Raw genomic sequence first — 18,345 nt, forward strand, 5'->3', positions numbered from 1 at the left:
CTGAATCATTTTCTCCGCTCACGCCGCCAGGCGCTTGATCCGGCTCATATCCTCCCTGAACCGGGCAAGCTCCTCCGCCTTCCTGCCTTCGTCGGGAATACGCAGCAGATAGGACGGATGGACCGTCACGAAGAGCGTGCGCCCTTCCTTAAGGGGAATGGGCTCGCTCCTGACGTCCTCCAGCTTCCGGCGCATGTCGGTGAGCGCGAAGAGCGCCGTTGCCCCCATCGCCACCACCAGCCTCGGCTTCACCAGTTCCAGTTCCTGGGTCAGCCACCAGCGGCATTGCCGCACCTCGCCCATATTAGGTTTCTGGTGGATGCGTCGCTTGCCGCGCGGCTCGTATTTGAAATGCTTCACCGCATTGGTGATGTATAGCGACCTTCGGTCGATGCCGACCTCGCCGATCACGTCGTTGAACAGTTTTCCGGCCGGCCCGACAAAGGGTTTGCCCGCCAGGTCCTCCTGGTCGCCCGGCTGTTCGCCAACGAACATCACGCGCGCGTCCGGCGGCCCGTCGCCGAACACCGTCTGGGTCGCCAGGCAATGGATGTCGCAGCGGGTGCAATGCCGCGCCTCCTGCTTCAGCGCCGCAAGCGTGCCGGCGGCTGCCTTGGGCTCCACTGGAGCCCTGGCCGCCGCCTGCTGGATCCGGTGATGGAAAGGCAAAGGCTCGCTCGCCGCCTTGCGTGCCATGTCGATGACCTGTGCCTCAGCATTGGCGATCAGGCCCGGTATGAGCTCCGCCTCCGGCAGGTTCTTCCAGTATTTCCTCGGCATCTCCGTGGTCATCATCTTCACCTTCAGCCGGGCCGGGTTGAAGATCGAGGCGTAATAGGTGCGCCACAGCTCGTCCGTCTCGTCGCGCAGGTCGGGCTTGTCCGCCGGCTCGTCGGTGGTGTGCAGCGTCTCGCCGTCCCAGGAAGCGGAACCCTTCGGTGTGGCGATCAGCCAGTCCATGTCGGTGAAGCGCCGCTGGAAGAACGGCGCCACCCGGGCGATGATGAAATGATCCGGTTCGAACCAGGAGATGAAGCGCCGCCGCCCGGCCGCACCCTCCTTGAGCGGCAGCTCTTTGAACCGCACGAAGGCAGTCATCTTGTGATAGTCGCGGCCGACCGATTTCGCCATCCGCGCCGCCGCCGCCACGTCCGGATCGGTCGCCATCCGCAACAGATGCCTTCCATGTACAACCCCGCCATGCACCATTCGGAACAGCATGCGATACAGCAGCGCAAACCGGGTCGGGTCGGAATGGCAGAGCACCGCCTGCGCCAGCCGGATGAAGGCAGGCTGCACCGTCATCGGGCTACAGTCCGGCTGCGGCGGCGGCAGGTGGTTGTCGTCGAAACCGAACAACCCGTCGGCATCGTCCATGGTCCGCCATTCGATATATTCGGGCACGATGCCCGCCATCAGGAAGGCACGGGCGGCATCGCGCCACTCGGTCAGATCGCCCCTGCCCCGCAGCGAAAAACGGTATCTCATAACAGCGACAGCTGCTCGGGCTTCGGCTCGAACATTGCCCTGAGATCTGCCCGGTCTACGAGCCGGTGCGGCGTCCAGCCCTCCGCCGTGATGAACGGCTGCACCTTCCTGAGCGAAACACCAAGACGCTTCAAATCATCGAGCCGCAGCCGCCGAAACCGCCGCGACGACAGGATGCCCTTCACCGTCTTGGTGCCGAAACCCGGCACCCTGAGCAGCATCTCCTTCTCCGCCCGGTTGACGTCCACAGGGAACCGTTCGCGATGGCCGAGCGCCCAGGCGAGCTTCGGATCGAGATCGAGGTCGAGCATGCCACCCGCCTGCGTCGCGGTGATCTCGCCGATATCGAAACCGTAGAAACGATAGAGCCAGTCCGCCTGGTAGAGCCGGTGCTCGCGCATCAGAGGCGGCTTGATCAGCGGCAGGTTTTTCGACGAATCCGGGATCGGACTGAACGCGGAATAATAGACCCGCTTCAGCCCGTAGCTGCCGTAGAGCCGGGCGCTGGTACCGAGAATGGTCGCATCACTGGCGCCATCCGCCCCGACGATCATCTGCGTGCTCTGCCCGGCCGGCGCAAACGTCTTCCTTCGTTTCGTCTGCAGCGTCGGCTCGGCCATTTCCTCGATCTTCAGCCGCAGCTTGCCCATGGAGCGGCGGATGTTTTCCGGCCGCTTTTCGGGCGCTAACCTGCCGATGCCGCTGTCGGTCGGCAGTTCGATATTGATCGACAGCCGGTCGGCGTAAAGCCCCGCCTCCTCGATCAGATGCGCAGACGCTTCGGGAATGCTCTTCAGGTGGATATAGCCGCGGAAATTATGCGTGGTCCTCAACTCCCGCGCGATCCGAACCATCTCCTCCATCGTGTGGTCCGAAGAGCGGATGATGCCGGACGACAGGAACAGGCCTTCGATATAATTGCGCCGGTAGAATTCCAGCGTCAGCCAGACCACCTCTTCCGGCGAAAAACGCGCCCGTTCCACATTGCTGGAGGACCGGTTGATGCAATAGGCGCAGTCGTAGATGCAGAAATTGGTGAGCAGGATCTTCAGCAGCGATATGCATCGCCCATCCGGCGCATAGGCGTGGCAGATGCCCGACCCCTCTGTCGAGCCGAGCCCGCCGGTCGCAGACGAGTCCCGCTTCACGGTTCCGCTCGAGGCACAGGAAGCATCGTATTTGGCGGCGTCCGAAAGGATCGCCAGGCGTTCTTTCAGCGACTTCTTCATTAGTACGTTCACTAAATGTTCTTTTTCTTCCCGTCAAGTCATTGACATTTGGTGCCGCTTGCATCCAGATGCGGAAGGAGGAGCACACCGACAGGGTTTCGAAATTCCTAGCGCTCGCTGTCGAAATTCTGTTATAGTGACCTACATTCTGATTTTACGATGGTTCCGAAGTTTCGCTCCGGAACCTGTTTCTTTTTGTGTCCGCGGTATCCGCGGGCATGCGCCTGAAGGACAAGAAAATGGTTGAAAAGGTACCGATGACGCAGAGTGGTTTTTCCAAGCTGCAGGAGGAGCTGCGCTGGCGTCAGCAGGAGGAGCGCCCCCGTATCATCGAGGCAATCGCGGAAGCGCGCGCCCATGGCGACCTTTCGGAAAATGCCGAATACCATGCCGCTAAGGAAGCCCAGAGCCACAATGAGGGCCGCATCACCGAGCTCGAAGACCTGACGGCGCGCGCCGAAGTCATCGACCTGTCGAAGATGTCCGGCTCGAAGATCAAGTTCGGCGCCACCGTCAAGCTCGTCGACGAGGACACCGACGAGGAAAAGATCTACCAGATCGTCGGCGATCAGGAAGCCGACGTGAAGGCCGGCCGCATCTCCATCTCCTCGCCGATCGCGCGTGCGATGATCGGCAAGGAAAAGGGCGATTCCATAGAAGTGGTCGCGCCGGGCGGCTCCAAGGCCTACGAAATCCTCGCCGTTTCCTGGGGCTGATACGCCCGTGGGCAAAAGAGGCGATCCCGCCATCATCGATATCCGTGACGTCGAAGTGATCGCGCCGAATTTCAAGCGGCGCCTCTCCGGCGTCACATCGACGATCATCCAGCTCGTACCGGTTCAGCGCGCGCTCGGCCAGAAGGTCGCGGCGCTCGGCCCCGGCCTGCCCGCCGATCTGCCGCACATCCGCTATCGCGACCTTTTCCGCCTGTGGACCCCGCCGCGCGGAAAACGGTGCCGGATCTGGCATGCCCGCCGCAACGTCGAGATGCTGCCGGCGATCGTCATGCGCGACGTGCTGCGCATGCCGTTGAAGATCGTCTTCACCTCGGCCTCCCAGCGCCACCATACCGGCTGGACGAAATGGCTGGTCTCCAAGATGGATGGCGTCATTGCCACGAGCGGCAAGACGGCGGATTATCTTACCGTCAAGAACACCGTCGTGCTGCACGGCATCGATACGAACCGCTTCTCGCCGCCTTCGGACAAGGCGGAAGCCAAGCGCGCCAAAGGGCTCGATCCCGCGCAGAAGATCGTCGGCTGCTTCGGCCGCGTGCGCCGCCAGAAAGGCACCGATCTTTTCGTGGATTCGATGATCAAACTGCTCGCAGAGCGCAAGGACTGGTCGGCGATCGTCGCCGGCCGCGCCACCGGCCCGCATGTGGAATTCGAGGACGGCCTGAAGAAGAAGGTTGCCGCCGCAGGGCTTGCCGATCGCATACTGTTCGTCGGTGAGCACACCGATATCAACGAATGGTACCGCGGCCTCGACCTGTTCATCGCGCCGCAGCGCTGGGAAGGTTTCGGGCTGACCCCGCTGGAAGCCATGGCGACCGCGGTTCCCGTGATCGCCACCGATGTCGGCGCGTTTCCGGAACTGCTGGTGACCGGCGATGAAGAGACCGGCCTGATCATCGCCCGCGACAGCGTTGATGCGATGGCCAATGCCGCTGCGCTCCTCATGGATGACGAGCAGCGCCGCAAGGCGGCCTCCCACCGGGCCCGCACCCACGCGCTTGAAAACTTCAGCATCGAGGGCGAGGCAAAGCTGCTCGGCAATATCTACCGGATCACGGCTTCCGCTTGAACAGGTCGATATAGGCGCCTGCCACGGCCTCTTCCGAGAACTGGCCGACCAGCGTCGCCCTGCCCTTTTCTCCAAGGCTCGCCGCCAGCTGGCGGTCCGCGATCACCTGGTTGATGGCGCGCGCAAATCCTGCCGTGTCGTCGATATCGACGAGCAGGCCGTTTTCGCCGTCCTGCATGAACCAGGACGGGCCTTCCGAACGCGACGAAATTACCGGCTTGCTCTGCGCCCAGGCCTCGAAAATCACGTTGCCGAGCGGCTCGTGGCTGGACGGCATGATGAACATGTCAGCGGCGGCGACATAGGGCCGCGCATCCTTCTGCCAGCCGAGGAAGCGCACGCGCTCCTCCATCTTGTGCTCGCGCACCACAGCCTCCAGCGCTTCCTGCTCCTCGCCTTCGCCGGCGATCCACAGATAGGCTTCGGGCACGGCCGTCATCGCCTCGATCAGCAGATGGATCCGCTTGCGCTTGACGAAGCGCGCCATGGTCATGACCAGCGGCACGCCTTCCGGCGTATTGGCAATCGAGCGGGAGACGGGCGCCACCACCGATGTATCGGTGAAGTTGGAGATCACCTCGACGCCGCGGGTCCAGCCGAGATTGTTGCGCACGTGGTCGGCAATGCCCGGCGTGTTGCAGACGAGAATGTCGGAATTCTTGAAATAACCGAGATGGGTCGGGTAGTCGCCGAGGCGGGAAAGCTTGATACCGCCCTTATAGTCCGGCATCAGGCGGGCGCCACGGGTGGACCAGGAAATGATCGCGTCGGCCTTGTCACGCTTTGCGATGGAGAGCACCTTCATCGGCAACAGGATGCGATCGATCGACAGGTTGCGGAAATTGCTCTCGATCACCTTGGCATGGGCCTCGACATCCGGCTTCCAGCGGCGGTTCCAGCGCATCACGACCGTCTGCTCGACGCCGCGGCGATCGAGAGCCCCGACCAGATGCACGAAGAACTTCTCCGCCCCGCCGTCCTTGCCGAAAATATACTGATGAACCCGCATAAATCGTCGTCCTGCCGTTTTCTTTACGCCGCTGTATACCGAAATCGGCATCCGAAGGAAGCACCGCCGACCTGTTACGGTTGAAAAACCTGCGCAAATGCGACGAAAACGGTTGCCTTAAATGCGGGACCTGTTCCGGATACGGCACCACACCTCCCGGCAGTTGCACGAACGATGTTATCGGGCCGGAACGAGCTTGTTCCAAAAACCACCCGGCCACGGTATAGCAACGTTCGAAAAGGTTCGACCATCACAAGTCTACCGGCGCCGAGAGCGGCCAGGGCGAGCGAAACGCCGCCGCGCCTCCTTGCCGGAAAAGGAAAAAATGCAATCGCTTGAGACCTATGTCATCAATCTGGATGGCAGCAATGACCGCCTGCAGACCATCAGCGACCGGCTTTCAGCCTTCGGCGTCCCCTTCGAACGGATTTCCGCCGTCGACGGCCGTAAGTTCGATCTTGCGACGATCCCGGACTATGACGCGGAGCGCGCCGAGAGCTACATGGGCCGCACGCTGGTCGGCGGCGAAATCGGCTGTTACCGCAGCCACCTGAAGGTCGCCGAACATTTTTTGAAGTCCGACGCCCGTTACGCGCTGGTGCTGGAAGACGACGCCCTGCCGCTCTGCAATCCGGTCGAACTGCTTCAAGCCGCCCTCCCCGATCTCGAAAAAGCCGATCCACACTGGCGGCTGATCAATATCGGCAACAACAAGCTGAAGATCGCCACCCCGCTTTCCCGCTACGAGATCGGCGGCCATGACTGCGAGCTGGTGGCTGCCCACTATTTCCCGATGACCACAAGCGCCATCGTCTGGTCGCGCGAAGGCGCCCGGCTGTTCATCGAGGAACACAAAAAGATGTTCGCCCCCGTCGACAACTATTTCCGCCATTGGCTGACCCGCACCGGCCACGGTTATTCCTTCTGGCCCTCGCCCGTCACCACGACGGATGCGGCAAGCGAAATCCTCACAAGCTCCGGCCGCGCCAGAAAAACCAACAAGCGGAAATGGTTCTACGCGCTTGCCAAGCAGCGGCGCCTGATGGAGGACAAGCTGATCGCCTTCATTCAAAAGAAGCGGTTTCGCCCTGCCGGGAGCAAGTGACGAAACGCCCGCCGCAACGGGGCGCTTCAGATCTCGACCAGCCCCAGCTGCTTCACCTGCCGGATGGTCAGCATGGTGCGCACCGTGTCCACATGCTGGTCGGCGGTCAGCACCTCGATGACGAAATCCTGAAAAACCGTGAGGTTCTGGGCGGCGCAGCGCAGCAGGAAATCGCTGTCCCCGTTGACCATCCAGGCTTCGCGCACCATCGGCCATTGCTGGACCTTGGAAGCGAAGGCCTTCAAGTCCGCGTCCGACTGCCGCTTCAGCCCGACCATGCAGAACGCGACGAGATCGACGCCGAGTTTCGGGGCGTTGAGAAGCGCGTGATACCCCTCGATGATGCCGGCTTCTTCGAGCTTGCGGACCCGGCGCAGGCAGGGCGGCGCCGAAATGCCGACACGTTCGGCGAGCTCGACATTGGTCATGCGCCCGTCGCGCTGCAATTCCTTCAGGATTTTTAGGTCGATGGCGTCAAGATCGGCGCGAAGCACGGAAGTCCCCTTCATTCTGCTGTGCTTTTATCGCAAGAGGAATTTTAAGCAAGAATATGTCGCCAGACGGCTCTAAGGGGCCTCCCGTGCCAACTGATCTGTTGTTAGTGCAAGGCTGCCCTTGCATTGCTGCATGGATCACTCTTACATGGCGCTTCTAAAGCGGCAGACCGGACATCGACCACCTATATGAGGGGCAACGAAACGTCGACCGGTCTTTGAAAGGAAATTGTCCATGTCCTCCCGTCACACCGAGGTCCTGATCATCGGCTCCGGCCCGGCTGGCTACACGGCCGCCATCTATGCGGCGCGCGCGATGCTGAAGCCGGTGCTGATTGCCGGCATGGAACAGGGTGGCCAGCTGATGATCACCACGGATGTCGAGAATTATCCGGGCTTCGGCGATCCCATCCAGGGTCCCTGGCTGATGGAGCAGATGCTGAAACAGGCGACCCATGTGGGCGCCGAGATCGTCAACGACCTCGTCACCGAAGTCGAGCTCAACCATCGCCCGTTCACCGTGCGCACCGATTCCGGCCAGGTCTGGACCGCCGAGACGATCATCATCTCGACCGGCGCCAAGGCAAAATGGCTCGGCATCGAGAGCGAGCAGCATTTCCAGGGTTTTGGCGTCTCCGCCTGCGCCACCTGCGACGGCTTCTTCTATCGCAACAAGGACGTGATCGTGGTCGGCGGCGGCAATTCCGCCGTCGAGGAAGCGCTCTACCTGTCGAACATCGCCAAGTCGGTCACGGTCGTGCATCGCCGCGATAGCTTCCGTTCTGAAAAGATACTCCAGGAACGCCTCTTCCAGCGCCCCAATGTCAGCGTGTTGTGGAACACCGAGATCGCCGAGATCACCGGCAAGCCGGCCAAGGCGCCGATGCCACCGTCGGTCGAAGGCGTCAAGCTGCGCAACACCCAGACCGGCGTGGTCACCGACTTCCCGATCCACGGCGTCTTCGTGGCGATCGGCCATGCGCCGGCGACCGAACTCTTCAAGGGCAAATTGAAGATGAAGCCGAACGGCTATCTGTGGACGGCGCCCGATTCGACCGCGACCGACGTGCCCGGTGTGTTCGCCGCCGGCGACGTGACGGACGATACTTTCCGCCAGGCCATCACCGCCGCCGGCATGGGCTGCATGGCAGCGCTCGAGGCGGAACGTTACCTCTCCGGCATCCAGCCGGTTGCCATAGCCGCGGAGTGACGTTCAACGATGGGTGTGCCGCTCGATTGGGATAAACTGCGCATTTTCCACGCGGCGGCGGAGGCAGGGTCCTTCACCCATGCGGCCGACAAGCTGCACCTGTCCCAGTCGGCGATCAGCCGGCAGGTCAGCGCGCTGGAACAGGATGTCGGGGTAAAACTCTTCCATCGCCACGCGCGCGGCCTCATCCTCACCGAACAGGGCGAACTCCTCTATCGCACCGCCCACGACGTGCTGCTGAAGCTCGAGACGGTGAAGATGCAGCTCACCGAGACGACCGAAAAACCGTCCGGAAAGCTGCGCGTCACCACCACCGTCGGCCTCGGCCAGGGCTGGCTGACGGACAAGGTGCAGGAATTCCTGCAGCTCTACCCGGAAATGTCGATCCAGCTGATCCTCGACAACGAGGAAGTGGACGTCAACATGCGCCATGCCGATTGCGCCATCCGGCTTCGCCAGCCGGTGCAATCCGATCTCATCCAGCGCAAGCTCTTCACCGTGCACATGCACGTCTACGCGGCCCCCTCCTATATCAACCGGCACGGCGAGCCGCAGTCGATCGAGGATCTCGACAACCACCGCATCATCACCTTCGGTGAACCGGCACCCAACTATCTGCTGGACGTCAACTGGCTGGAATATGCCGGCCGTTCATCGGACAACACCCGCACGCCGCATCTGCAGATCAACAGCCAGACCTCGATCAAGCGCGCCTGCCTGCTGGGAATCGGCATAGCCTGCCTGCCGGATTATATCGTCGGCCGCGACCCGGGACTGATTCAGCTGGCGATCAACGCCGACATCCCCTCGTTCGACACCTATTTCTGCTATCCGGATGAAATGAAGAACGCCGCGAAGCTGAAAGTCTTCCGCGATTTTGTGGTCGGCAAGGCCCGCAACTGGAACTTCTAAAGGACCCCTGCGGACCGCCTGTGGTCGGGCGATGCCCCGGAAAGCAAGGGCTTTGTAGACTTCTGCGGCCGCCTGATATGTAGCCATTGAACGCATAAAAACAAAGCGTTGCAGCCTTTGCATGGCTGGCCTGCACAAAAGGCTATTGTTCACTGCACAAAAAACCACCATATCGCACATAGCTGATGCACATGGCGGCTTTTCCTCCCAGTTCCGCCGCAGCAGCTGTTCCCCTCTGGAGGTTTTTTGACCTTCACACTTATAGGGCCCTGGAGCAATCCAGTGGCCCTCTTTTTTTGCCCCGATATATTCCGAACCGGCATGGGATCGTCCAGCTCGTTTCAACTGTCAAAATCCCGGTCGAAACTTCCGCTCAATATCCTGTCCGCACCCTTGTCCTGGGCAAACCATCTCCCCATATTGGGATCAGCCGGCGCGCTTCGACGACGTCCCTGTTGTTTGCGCTGGCTGTTCCCCTCTGGAGGTTTTAACCTTCACAATTATTGGGCCTCGGAGCGATCCGGCGGCCCATTTTTTTACGATCCTTCGTTTCTCTGCAAACCGCTTCCTTTAAATCGGCCTCAGACGATCTATATATCGATAAACTCCGATATGGATCCCGACGATGGACAAGACGGAAATTCTCAAAGCGCTGGCCCATCCGGCCCGGGTCGAATTCCTGGAATGGATGAAGGAGCCGGAACGCCATTTCTCCGATCAGGCGCACCCGCTCGCAATGGGCATCTGCGCCAGCCAGTTCGAAAAACGCTGCGGCCTCTCCCAATCCACGGTCTCGGCGCATCTTTCGACGCTCGAAAAAGCCGGCCTGGTCAAGATCGACCGCGTCGGCCAATGGGCATTCTACCACCGCGATGAACACAATATCGCGGCCTTCCTCGAAGAGCTCCGATCAACCCTTTGATCGGACCCGCCTCCTCCCAACCGCATAAGGAATTTCCGATGGCCAGCATTTTTGATCCGATCAGGTTCGGTGATATCGAACTTTCGAACCGCGTCGTCATGGCTCCCCTGACGCGCAACCGTTCGCCGAAAGCGATCCCCAACGACCTCAACGTCACCTATTACGAACAACGCGCCACCGCCGGCCTGATCGTTACCGAAGGCACCCCGATCACCCAGCAGGGCCAGGGTTATGCGGATGTACCGGGTCTCTACCTGCCGCAGGCGATCGAAGGCTGGAAGAAGGTGACCGAAGCCGTTCATCGCAGGGGCGGCAAGATCGTCACCCAGATCTGGCATGTCGGCCGCGTCTCGCATGTCTCGCTGCAGCCGAACGGCGGCGCTCCGGTTGCTCCCTCGGCCATTCCCGCCGGCGGCAAGACCTACATCATCAATCCGGACGGCAGCGGCGCCTTTGTCGATACGTCCGCTCCCCGCGCGCTGGAACGTTCTGAAATCCCCGGCATCGTCGCCGATTTCGCCAAAGGTGCCCGCGCCGCGATCGACGCCGGCTTCGACGGTATCGAAATCCACGGCGCCAACGGCTACCTGATCGACCAGTTCCTGAAGTCGGGTGCCAACCAGCGCACGGACGAGTACGGTGGTTCGATCGAAAACCGCGCGCGCTTCGTGCTCGAAGTCGTCGATGCTGTGACCAGGGAAATCGGCGCCGGCCGCGTCGGCATTCGCCTGTCGCCGGTGACGCCCGCGAACGGCGTCAGCGATCCGAACCCGCAGGCCGTCTTCAACTATGTCGTCGAACAGCTCGGCCCCCGCGGCCTCTCCTTCATCCACGTCGTCGAGGGTGCGACCGGCGGCGACCGCGCCTTCTTCCAGGGCGACAAGCCATTCGATTACCGGGAACTGAAGGACGTCTACCGCAAGGCAGGCGGCACCGGCGGCTGGCTGGTCAACAACGGTTATGACCGTGAAAGCGCCGCCAAGGCCGTCGAAAGCGGTTATGCCGATGCCGTCGCCTTCGGCAAGCTCTTCCTCGCCAACCCGGACCTCGTCCAGCGCTTCCGGGACGACGCACCGCTCAACGAAGCCGACAAGTCCACGTTCTACGGCGGCGGCGCCAGGGGCTATACCGACTACCCGGCGCTCGAAGCAGTCGCCTGATGAATATCGGAAAAGGCCGCCCAAAAGCGGCCTTTTCCTTTCGAGGATTTGTTCAGGCCAGTAGCACTCCCGGCTCCGGAGCCTTGATCGATTTCCGCTCGATGCAGCCGAGATCGGCAAGCGTGACCCGCACCGCCTCGTCGATCGGTGTCGACGGTTCTTCACCGAGAAAAGCGAGCAGCTTGTCATTCCCCATCCGTACCGGCACTTTCCAGAGATAACGCATTTCGCCGAGCTCGCGGAAGATCGGCACGAAGGGCGATCCGAGCGTGAGCAGCCACCAGGGAAACGCTTTGACCTTCGGCTTCTGTCCGGCGACCCGGGCGATCGCCGTAATCATCTCGCTGCCGTCCCGGTCCCAGAAGCCACGCATCTGGAAGCGGGCGAAGCGGGGCAACTCGGCCTCCCGGTCGATCAGCCGCAGCATGGTTTCGGCCACATCGGGCAGATAGCCCCATTGGTGCCCGACACCCCTGGCATTCGGGCGACTGACCGACTTGATCGGTTTGCCAGGCTTCACCAGGCCCTGTGCGAACCAGCTATTGGCGGCGCCCGGGCCGAAATAATCGCCTGCCCGCACGATCAGCACCGGTACACCCTCGTTCGATGCGGCCTCCAGCCGCCGCTCCAGCTCCACCCGGATCGCGCCCTTGCGGGTTACCGGGTTCTGCGGGCTCTCTTCGGTGATCTCGGGAAAGACATCCGGCCCGTAATTATAGACCGTGCCGGGCAGCAGGATGCGGGCGCCGACGGCATGGGCGGCTGCGATCGTATTGTCCAGCATCGGCAGGACCAGCTTTTCCCAATCCTTGTAACCCGGCGGATTGACCGCGTGGACGATCAGCTTCGCATCCTGCGAGGCACGGCGAACGTCGGCGGCATTCATCGCATCACCCTGGAGCCAGTGGAAGCGCGGCTCGCGTTTCGCCGCCTCCCCGGCCTTGCGATTGAGCGCCCGGACGGTCCAGCCGCGGGCAGCGAGGCCGCGTGCCACATGGCCGCCGATTCCGCCGGTAGCGCCGAGAACGAGGGCAATCGGTTTCGCATTCGAGGTGTCGGTCATGGCGATACTCCTTGGGTTGTCCCGGTTCTTCGTCGAACCGTCGGCTGGAATATCGCTCTACGGGATGATATACGGAATTAGCGAAAAATGACGAGTATCCATACATAAATGAATGACATAAGCTGGGATTTCTACCGCACCTTCCTTGCCGTCCTGCAACTCGGCTCGCTCTCGGCCGCCGCGCGCCAACTCGGCCTGACCCAGCCCACCGTCGGTCGCCATATCGATTCGCTGGAAGAGGCGGTGGGCTACCAGCTCTTCACCCGCTCGCAGCAGGGCCTCCTGCCGACAGAACCGGCGCTGGCGATGCAACCCTATGCGGAAAACCTCGCCATGACCGCCGCCGCCATGCAGCGGGTGGCATCGGGCGAGATCGGCGCGATCAAGGGAACGGTAAGGATCAGCGCCAGCGAGGTGATCGGCGTCGAAGTCCTGCCGCCGATCCTCGCCTGCCTGCAGGACGAGCATCCCGGCCTGGAACTCGAATTGTCCTTGTCGGATTCTCTTGAGGATCTTTTGAAGCGTGAATCGGATATCGCGGTGCGCATGGCCAGTCCGGCACAGGATGCGCTTGTCGCCCGCCATATCGGCGGGCTCCCTCTCGGGCTGTTTGCCCATCGCCGCTATCTGGATCGGCATGGAGTTCCGCAAAGCGCGCAAGATCTGGCAACGCACCGGCTGATCGGCTTCGACCGGCGCACCGCCTTCGTGCGCGCTGCCGCGAACCGTATCCGTATCGCGGCCCCGGCCTTCCCTGACCTCGATCATATCCGCTGGAGTTACCGCGCGGACAACAATCTCGCGCAACTTGCGGCGATCCGCGGCGGCGTCGGTATCGGCATCTGCCAGGTCGGTCTCGCCAAGCGCGACACGGATCTGGTCCGGGTGCTGCCCGAGGTTTTCGAACTGCCGCTCGATACCTGGGTCGCCATGCATGAAAACCTGAAGTCGTCGCCCCGCTGGCGGGTCACTTTCGACGCACTCGTCAAAGGCCTGCTGGATTATGTCCGCGACTGACGTTCAGTGGGTGGTCGACCCTTCGTCGCCGTCCATGACCTCGGCCTCGGGCCGGTCGCCACCGTCGCTGTATTCACTGTGCCAGATGCCTTTTTCATCCTGCCAGCTGATCTCTTCCGCCTCTCCGCCGACCTGCTGTTCGGCCGCGACGATGCGGGCCGCCTGCAAGGCGTCGGAATGGCTGGGAAAGGTTTCAGAATAGACGTCGCCCTGGCGATAGGCCCAGCCGCCGTCATGCGGCACGACTTTATAGGTAACCTTGGTCATACTCCCTCCTGTCTTTCATGGCTGCCTCGATCCATTTGGATCTTTGTCCTGTCGCGGCATCGGTGTGAAAAATCGAAAAAGGTGCCACGAGGTTCCAAGCCACATCGCAAATCACGCCGCAAAGTATGTCATCAAAGGCGCAGGACCGCAAATCCTTGAGGCGAAAAGGGAACCATGCTTGATGCCGCAGGTTGCCGCGTTAGATTAGCGCCGGGTGCAAGGTCAGGAGTGGAACGTGGGTTTGTTGTCCCTGCTGAGGCAGGAAAGATTTCTCGTCGTCGCGCTGGCCTCGGGCGTCGTCGCCTATTCCGTCGAGCACGCCGTACTCGAAGCCGGCAAGACGGCTTCGCTGATCGCGGCCGCCGCCCTGATCGGCATCATCATCCTCGCCTCGACCCGGGTCGCCCATCATGCCGAAATGTTGGCCCACAAGGTCGGCGATCCCTATGGCACGATGATCCTGACGTTGTCGGCGGTGGCGGTCGAAGTGCTGATCCTTGCCATCATGATGGGCAATACCAGTTCCCCGACCCTGGTGCGCGACACGATCTATGCTGCCGTGATGCTCGATATCAACGGCATCCTCGGGCTCGCCGCCCTGCTCGGCGGCCTGCGCCATGGCGAGCAGCCCTATAACGACGATTCCAGCCGCACCTACAGCGTGATGATCCTGACGGCCATGGGTATTTCCATGATCGTCCCGGAATTCATCCCCGGCGACCGCTGGCACTACTATTCCGCCTTCACGATCTGCGCGATGATCGCGCTCTACGCGGTGTTCCTGAAAATGCAGGTCGGTCCGCACAGCTATTTCTTCAGTTACACCTATCCCCGCACCGCCAAGCCGGCCACCGGCACCCCAGCGCCGCAGAACGAGGCCGGGACGGAATCCGCCGCGATCTCCATCGGCATCATTCTGGCCGGCGTGCTGATCATCGGCTTCCTCGCGGAGTTCATGTCCACGCTCATGAATGCCGGGCTGGAGGGCAGCGGCGCACCGCTGACGCTGATGGCGGTCGTGGTCGCAGCGATTTCCGCAGCCCCCGAAATCCTGACCGCCCTGCGCGCGGCTCTGCGCAACCGCATGCAGTCCGTCGTCAACATCGCCATGGGCGCTTCGCTCTCGACCGTCATCCTGACCGTCCCCGTCATGGAAGGCATCGCCCTCTACAGCGGCCAACCCTTCATCATGGCCATGACGCCGGTGCAGACCGTGATGGTCGCGATCACCCTCGTTGTCGCGGCTATCAACCTCAATGACGGCCAGACCAACGCCATCGAGGGCATGACCCATTTCGTCCTCTTTGCGACCTTCGTGATGCTGACGGCCGTCGGCCTCTAGGCAAATCCGATTCCGCATCAAGGACTTGCAAGCGGGAACGGAATCGGATCGGGAAGAGGTTGAATCAATGTCTGAAATATGGTCGTGTCCGCGCGGCGAAGGCTGGTTTCGAACCGGCGTTCCGGAATTTGGCGCGGCCACCCTGTTGCGCATGAAGGAGATTTTGAGATGTCTACACCTCCCTACAGAGCCGACCACGTCGGTTCGCTGCTGCGTCCCGCTTCCATCAAGGATGCCCGCAAGAAATTTTACGAAGACAAGAGCATTTCCGCCGAGGAATTGAAGGCCGTCGAAGACGAAGGCATCAAGGACCTGATCAAACTGCAGGAAAGCGTCGGCCTGAAGGTCGTGACCGATGGGGAAGCCCGCCGCCACTTCTGGCATTACGACTTCCTCGGCCTGCTCGACGGCATGGAATTCGTCACCCGCGAAGCCCACAAGGGTGTCACCTTCCACGGCGTCAAGCTGCCGCCGACCTTCCCGACCATCAACGGCAAGCTCGACTTCCCGGACGATCACCCGCATCTGGAACACTTCAAGTTCCTCGCCGCCAACACCAAGGTGACGCCGAAGATCTCCATCCCCGGCCCGAGCGTTGCGCATTACCGCACCGCCCGCGCCGACGTGACCTATCCGGAATACCAGGATCAGGAAGCGCTTTTCGCGGCCCTCGCCCGCACCTATGCCAAGGCCGTGCAGAAGTTCTACGACGCCGGCTGCCGCTATCTGCAGATGGACGACATCTATTTCGCCTATCTCGGCGACGAAAAGCAGCGCGCCATGAAGCGCGAGGAAGGCTACGATCCGGACTGGCTGATCCAGAAATACGCCGAAACCATGCACGAAGCGATCAAGGACCGCCCGAAGGACATGCTGATCGGCATGCACATGTGCCGCGGCAACTTCCGCTCCACCTGGGCTGCCGAAGGCGGCTACGATGCTGCGGCCGACGCGATCTTCAACAAGACCGGCGTCGACATGTTCTTCATGGAATATGACACCGAGCGTTCCGGCGGCCTGCAGCCGCTCTCCCTGCTCCAGAAGGGTTCCAAGCAGCGCGTCTATCCAGGCTTCATCACCACCAAGACCGGTGAACTGGAAACGCTCGACAGCCTCCGTCGTCACTTCGACGAGGCCTCCAAATTCGTCGACATCGACCAGCTCGGCATCGCGCCGCAGTGCGGTTTCGCCTCGACCGAAGAAGGCAACTCGATCACCGAGGACGACCAGAAGCGCAAGCTTGAACTCGTCGTCAAGACCGCCGAAGCCATCTGGGGCACGGCCTGATCCATTCCCCGGCCGCAGCTATTGATTTAACTGCGGCCGGCCTCTTGAGAATTCCTGAACCCGCCCGACGTTCTCCTGACAGATAAACTCAAGGGAGACTGCAAGATGGGTGTATTAGACAAGATCAAGAACGCGATCTGGGGCGGCCATGCCGAAGCGGCACCTGCCGCCGAACCTCTGAAACCGGCCGCTCCGGTTTCCGCTTCCGCCGCCCCGGCGTCCAATCCGACGCCAATCCCTTCGGCGGCACCTGCAGCATCCGCCCCTGCCTCATCCGGCCCTGTCGATATCACTCCGATACTCGACGCGGCCGTCAAGAAGAGCGGCCAGAAGCTGGATTGGCGCAAATCGATCGTCGACCTGATGAAGGCGCTCGACCTCGATTCCAGTCTTACGGCCCGCAAGGAACTCGCCGCCGAACTGCACTATAGCGGGGACACTAACGATTCCGCGACGATGAACGTCTGGCTCCACAAGGCGCTGATGAAGAAGCTCGCCGAAAATGGCGGCAAGGTGCCGGCCGAGCTTGCAGACTGAACAGCGGCTTCTTGCGGCCGGCCGGCAGCGCCTCGTCGGCTGACCGGCCGCAGATTCCAAGGCCGGAAGCCCGCCTTTGCCGGCGGGCTTTTCATTGCCGGCGCGTCAATAAACTAATCTTGAACGGGCCGTGTTGGGTGCTTTGCCGATAAACGCCCTAGATGAGGGCCATCGCCGATACTCTTTCACCGCGTGCGGGAGTGTCGTTCAAGGCCCCGGCGGTCGATACCGCCGCATGTAAGGAGTCCACGATGAAACGTCTCAGTCTTCTCCTGACCGGCTCTGTCCTGTCCGTCGCGCTGGTTGCCAGCCCCGTTCTTGCCCAAAGCGCCGGACAGCCCGCGGAAACCAAAGCCCCGAATGCCAGCAATCAGCAGCCGGCCTTCGCCAACCAGACCCGTGCCCCTCAGCCTCAAACCATGCCGAAGATCACGCAGGACGTCATTGCGGAAAACCTTCCGCATCTCTGGGCCATGGAATTCTTGCCCGACGGCCGCATGCTGGTGACCGCCAAGCAAGGCGCCATGCACATCATCTCGGAAGAAGGCGAAGCCGGGCCGAAGATCGAAGGCGTGCCGAAAGTACTTTCCGCCGGCCAGGGCGGCCTGCTCGACGTGGCTTTGGCTCCCGATTTCAAGACCAGCGGGATGATCTTCTTTTCCTTCTCCGAACAGCGAAACGACGGCAACGGCACTTCCGTCGCCTCGGCTAAGCTCGTGCCGGACGACCGCGGCGGCGGCAGGCTGGAAAACCTCAAAATCATCTTCCGCCAGATGCCGAGCTATGACGGCAACAAGCATTTCGGCTCGCGCCTCGTGTTCGGCCCCAACAAGGAACTCTACGTGACCGTCGGCGAACGCTCCGATCCACAGCCCCGCGTGCAGGCCCAGGATATATCGAGCGGCCTTGGCAAGGTCTTCCGCATCGACATGAACGGCAAGGCGCTGCCCGACAATCCCTTCGTCAACCGGCAGGGCGCCCGGCCGGAAATCTGGTCGCTCGGCCACCGCAACCTCCAGTCCGCCACGCTTGACGGCAAGGGCCGCCTCTGGACGGTCGAGCACGGCCCGCGCGGTGGCGACGAACTGAACCGTCCGGAGGCCGGCAAGAACTATGGCTGGCCGGAAGTCACCTACGGCATCGATTACAGCGGCCGGCCGATCGGCAAGGGCATCACCGCCATGAAGGAGACCGAGCAACCGGTCTACTTCTGGGACCCGGTCATCGCTCCGTCGGGCATGGCCTATTATGACGGCGACGCCATCCCCGAATGGAAGAACTCCTTCCTGATCGGCGGCCTGGTCGCGCAAGGCATCGTGGTCGTCCATATGGATGGCGACAAGGTTGCCTATGAGGAACGCGTGCCGCTCGGCGCCCGTATCCGCGACGTCAAGGTCGGCCCCGACGGCGCGGTTTATGCGGTGACAGAACAGCGCGGCGGCGGAGAATCGACGATCGTGAAGCTGACGAAAAGCTGATGAACGCAAAAGCCCGCCG

Annotated in this window: 18 protein-coding genes; 12 read left to right on the top strand and 6 right to left on the bottom strand. The window is 61.8% G+C overall.

From position 1 onward, the window contains the following. Positions 1-18 precede the first annotated feature (18 nt). Together J2X76_RS08325 and J2X76_RS08330 are read right to left on the bottom strand one after the other, a co-directional pair. Positions 19-1,488 (bottom strand): UdgX family uracil-DNA binding protein, encoded by a 1,470-nt coding sequence (locus J2X76_RS08325; RefSeq protein ID WP_310214914.1) that lies wholly within the window; start codon positions 1,486-1,488, stop codon positions 19-21. After that, entirely contained in the window at positions 1,485-2,717 is a 1,233-nt protein-coding gene (locus J2X76_RS08330) for a putative DNA modification/repair radical SAM protein (RefSeq protein WP_310216498.1), read from the bottom strand. Before J2X76_RS08330 ends, J2X76_RS08325 begins: the two co-directional genes overlap by 4 nt. A 239-nt stretch (positions 2,718-2,956) precedes the next feature. Between J2X76_RS08330 and greA the strand changes: the two genes are divergently transcribed. Next, positions 2,957-3,433 carry a transcription elongation factor GreA gene (gene greA, locus J2X76_RS08335; protein WP_113128519.1) on the top strand — a complete coding sequence of 159 codons (477 nt, stop codon included), beginning with the start codon at positions 2,957-2,959 and terminating at the stop codon, positions 3,431-3,433. A 31-nt stretch (positions 3,434-3,464) separates the two neighbouring features. Then, entirely contained in the window at positions 3,465-4,523 is a 1,059-nt protein-coding gene (locus J2X76_RS08340) for a glycosyltransferase family 4 protein (protein WP_310216500.1), read from the top strand. Here the strand turns inward: J2X76_RS08340 and J2X76_RS08345 are convergent. Next, positions 4,507-5,532 carry a glycosyltransferase gene (locus J2X76_RS08345; RefSeq protein ID WP_310214918.1) on the bottom strand — a complete coding sequence of 342 codons (1,026 nt, stop codon included), beginning with the start codon at positions 5,530-5,532 and terminating at the stop codon, positions 4,507-4,509. The genes J2X76_RS08340 and J2X76_RS08345 overlap by 17 nt on opposite strands. Before the next feature lie 325 nt (positions 5,533-5,857). On the opposite strand from J2X76_RS08345, the gene J2X76_RS08350 reads away from it, so the two are divergent. Then, the gene (locus tag J2X76_RS08350; protein ID WP_310214920.1) at positions 5,858-6,637 is read left to right on the top strand and encodes a glycosyltransferase family 25 protein; all 780 of its coding nucleotides are present in this window, start codon (positions 5,858-5,860) and stop codon (positions 6,635-6,637) included. Positions 6,638-6,663: 26 nt separating this feature from the next. Here J2X76_RS08350 and J2X76_RS08355 read toward each other — a convergent pair whose 3' ends face one another. Continuing rightward, positions 6,664-7,146 (bottom strand): Lrp/AsnC family transcriptional regulator, encoded by a 483-nt coding sequence (locus J2X76_RS08355; RefSeq protein ID WP_405030005.1) that lies wholly within the window; start codon positions 7,144-7,146, stop codon positions 6,664-6,666. A gap of 220 nt (positions 7,147-7,366) precedes the next feature. Between J2X76_RS08355 and trxB the strand changes: the two genes are divergently transcribed. From trxB to J2X76_RS08375, 4 genes are all read left to right on the top strand, one after another. Further along, positions 7,367-8,341, top strand: coding sequence for a thioredoxin-disulfide reductase (trxB, locus tag J2X76_RS08360; protein WP_113128461.1), 975 nt, complete (start codon positions 7,367-7,369; stop codon positions 8,339-8,341). Positions 8,342-8,356: 15 nt separating this feature from the next. Further along, positions 8,357-9,253 (top strand): LysR family transcriptional regulator VtlR, encoded by an 897-nt coding sequence (locus J2X76_RS08365; RefSeq protein WP_162732275.1) that lies wholly within the window; start codon positions 8,357-8,359, stop codon positions 9,251-9,253. A gap of 625 nt (positions 9,254-9,878) precedes the next feature. Beyond that, positions 9,879-10,175, top strand: coding sequence for a helix-turn-helix transcriptional regulator (locus J2X76_RS08370; RefSeq protein WP_113128459.1), 297 nt, complete (start codon positions 9,879-9,881; stop codon positions 10,173-10,175). A 38-nt stretch (positions 10,176-10,213) separates the two neighbouring features. Beyond that, entirely contained in the window at positions 10,214-11,335 is a 1,122-nt protein-coding gene (locus tag J2X76_RS08375; RefSeq protein WP_310214922.1) for an alkene reductase, read from the top strand. A gap of 52 nt (positions 11,336-11,387) precedes the next feature. Here the strand turns inward: J2X76_RS08375 and J2X76_RS08380 are convergent, their stop codons facing one another. Beyond that, complete coding sequence (locus J2X76_RS08380) at positions 11,388-12,398, bottom strand: NAD-dependent epimerase/dehydratase family protein (protein WP_310214925.1); 1,011 nt, start codon at positions 12,396-12,398, stop codon at positions 11,388-11,390. A gap of 108 nt (positions 12,399-12,506) precedes the next feature. Here J2X76_RS08380 and J2X76_RS08385 point away from each other — a divergent pair, with 108 nt between their 5' ends. Beyond that, on the top strand, positions 12,507-13,415 hold the full coding sequence (locus J2X76_RS08385; protein WP_310214927.1) for a LysR family transcriptional regulator: 909 nt from the start codon (positions 12,507-12,509) through the stop codon (positions 13,413-13,415). A 3-nt stretch (positions 13,416-13,418) separates the two neighbouring features. On the opposite strand, the gene J2X76_RS08390 is transcribed toward J2X76_RS08385, so the two are convergent. After that, entirely contained in the window at positions 13,419-13,682 is a 264-nt protein-coding gene (locus J2X76_RS08390) for a DUF2188 domain-containing protein (RefSeq protein ID WP_113128456.1), read from the bottom strand. Between the two features lie 235 nt (positions 13,683-13,917). Between J2X76_RS08390 and J2X76_RS08395 the strand changes: the two genes are divergently transcribed. The 4 genes from J2X76_RS08395 to J2X76_RS08410 all read left to right on the top strand — a co-directional run bounded on the left by J2X76_RS08395 (position 13,918) and on the right by J2X76_RS08410 (position 18,326). Continuing rightward, a complete protein-coding gene (locus tag J2X76_RS08395; RefSeq protein ID WP_310214930.1) occupies positions 13,918-15,024 on the top strand; it encodes a calcium:proton antiporter in 1,107 nt (368 codons plus the stop codon). 168 nt (positions 15,025-15,192) lie between these two features. Next, the gene (locus J2X76_RS08400) at positions 15,193-16,311 is read left to right on the top strand and encodes a 5-methyltetrahydropteroyltriglutamate--homocysteine S-methyltransferase (protein ID WP_113128454.1); all 1,119 of its coding nucleotides are present in this window, start codon (positions 15,193-15,195) and stop codon (positions 16,309-16,311) included. Between the two features lie 105 nt (positions 16,312-16,416). Then, positions 16,417-16,848, top strand: a complete 432-nt coding sequence (locus J2X76_RS08405; RefSeq protein ID WP_310214934.1) for a DUF3597 domain-containing protein — start codon at positions 16,417-16,419, stop codon at positions 16,846-16,848. 251 nt (positions 16,849-17,099) lie between these two features. After that, entirely contained in the window at positions 17,100-18,326 is a 1,227-nt protein-coding gene (locus J2X76_RS08410) for a PQQ-dependent sugar dehydrogenase (protein ID WP_310214937.1), read from the top strand. Positions 18,327-18,345: the final 19 nt, after the last annotated feature.

This window comes from Neorhizobium sp. 2083, assembly GCF_031455615.1.
In the GTDB taxonomy this organism is placed as follows: Bacteria; Pseudomonadota; Alphaproteobacteria; order Rhizobiales; family Rhizobiaceae; genus Neorhizobium.